Source organism: Muriicola sp. (assembly GCF_049669965.1).
GTDB lineage: Bacteria > Bacteroidota > Bacteroidia > Flavobacteriales > Flavobacteriaceae > Muriicola.
The window spans coordinates 1-1,757 of record NZ_JBATLB010000215.1 but is presented as its reverse complement, the minus strand read 5'-3'; the positions used below and the strand labels follow the sequence as shown (position 1 = coordinate 1,757).

Below are 1,757 nucleotides of genomic sequence, written 5' to 3'. Positions count from 1 at the left end.
GGGGGCTGACTGTGCGCTGACCGCACCCCATAGCCTGTGTGCCAGAAGAAGGGCAGGTTTGCCGCTGACAAAAAATACAAGTTGGGTTTGCGGGATGGCTAAAAAAACGAAGTGATTTTACGGTGTGAAGACTTGTATTTTTTCGTCAGTGGATGCATTCGCTACCTGAACGTATGGTGCTACAGGTCTATGGGCGGTAGATGCGGACAGACAAGGCGACTCTGGTGACTGCCCAGAAAAACACATTGCCGAAGGCGGCCATATTGGGTCTGGGCAGGCAGGGTAAGAGCGCGCCCGGAGGGCACCTATATTTCTAATCCCGGCTTTAGGCCGGGAGGCCGGACAGCCTCAGTAGTATCTAGGCTGCTTTTTCGGCAAAGTGGGCTAACTCATATTTTAAGAACCCTCTGAGGCTTAGGTCTTCGTCCATGTCCGGCCAGTGTATCCCAATGCCATCACTTTCATAATTGGCGAGTTGTTCAATGGAGGCATTTTTAAGCCTGGCAAAATCAGAGATTGGCCGTTGGATGATTTTTTTATTGTTCAACAAAACGATGATTAGATCCAGGTCTTGGTCGAACCATAGTGTTTTGATCCTTAACCCTTCTTCGAAGATGAGTCTATCCAGAGGGTCGGTAGCCGGTTTGTTAATGATTTTATTTGAAGTACTCATTCCACTGTTCAATTAAAAAAATCTCATATTCTTTAACAATTTTACGGATTTTTCTCTTTTCCTGTTCCGTAAACCCATAATAGTAATCTTCCTCAAAAGCGGGCAAGAGCCATATTTTTCCCCTTGCCCCTCCTTTTTTGATATGAATGTGGCAAGGCTCATTACCTTCATCCGAGTAAAAGTGAAACCTAAATCCATCGATAGTTAGAACAGTAGGCATGATGTGAAGGTATTAAAAATTTGATATGGCATTTCGCAGCTATAAGTTTTTTATTGCAACGGGTGCAGCTGATCAATAACCGCTTTCAACTCTTCCAGGTCACTTTGTTTATACGCTTCTGTGGTGCTGATCCGTTTATGCCCGGCAAAGACTTGGACCACCCGTAGGTTGTTACCCGATTTGATCAGGTGAGCGATTAGGCTTTGCCGTATTTTGATCGGCTTCATTTGTTCGGTTTTCTTCCTTCCGTAGTTGATGAGTCGGTTAATGTCATGTGGTGCTATTCTACGTCCTGAGTAGTCAATGATTAGTGCCCGCCTACACTCTGTTTCGGACGGGTAAACTTTTGATTTCTTTTGCACTCGTTCTAAAAGCTGTTTCCTGGTTCCATTGATGTATTGCTGCAGGAGCAGGATTTGATTGGATTTGAGGTCTAAGGTTCTGCTGTTTGTCTTTGCGTTTTCTTTGATACTGATTGTTCCTTTCTGCAGGTTCAGATCCTCGATATTTAGCTGGCTGATTTCAAGGACGGTCAACCCTTGATAGATCAGTAAACCGATCAACACTTTTTCCCTAACCTCTGTTGCTTTGTTCTTCTTTCCAGCTTGGTAAGTTTCTAAAAAACCTTCCATTTGCTTCATGGGATACAAGCTCTGTACATCCGCAGCCCGATTAATGCTGTCTTGTAAGTACAAGTATTGACATGGGTGATCGTTTCGCTTTCCTTCAGCTACCAGGTAGCGGTAATAAATCTTGATAGCGAACAGGTGGTTTCTAATGGTCTTAGGATGCTTGTTGTTTTCCCGTAAATGTTGGATGTAATGCATAACATCCTGATAACTGGCTTTTTCCGGACGATAGGTA

3 protein-coding genes are annotated in these 1,757 nt (G+C 44.1%); all 3 read right to left on the bottom strand.

Annotation, left to right across the window (positions count from 1 at the left end; translation table 11 throughout):
• Positions 1-358: 358 nt before the first annotated feature.
• On the bottom strand, positions 359-673 hold the full coding sequence (locus WBM49_RS11320) for a DUF2442 domain-containing protein (protein WP_424372162.1): 315 nt from the start codon (positions 671-673) through the stop codon (positions 359-361).
• A complete protein-coding gene (locus WBM49_RS11315; RefSeq protein WP_424372161.1) occupies positions 657-893 on the bottom strand; it encodes a DUF4160 domain-containing protein in 237 nt (78 codons plus the stop codon). Before WBM49_RS11315 ends, WBM49_RS11320 begins: the two co-directional genes overlap by 17 nt.
• Positions 894-943: 50 nt before the next feature.
• A partial coding sequence (locus tag WBM49_RS11310) for a tyrosine-type recombinase/integrase (RefSeq protein ID WP_424372160.1) occupies positions 944-1,757 on the bottom strand: 814 nt, incomplete at its 5' end.

What these genes read in the sequence shown, in the direction of transcription:
- WBM49_RS11320 (WP_424372162.1), bottom strand. Translation starts at nt 673, where the DNA reads ATGAGTACTTCAAATAAAATCATTAACAAACCGGCTACCGACCCTCTG.
- WBM49_RS11315 (WP_424372161.1), bottom strand. Translation starts at nt 893, where the DNA reads ATGCCTACTGTTCTAACTATCGATGGATTTAGGTTTCACTTTTACTCG.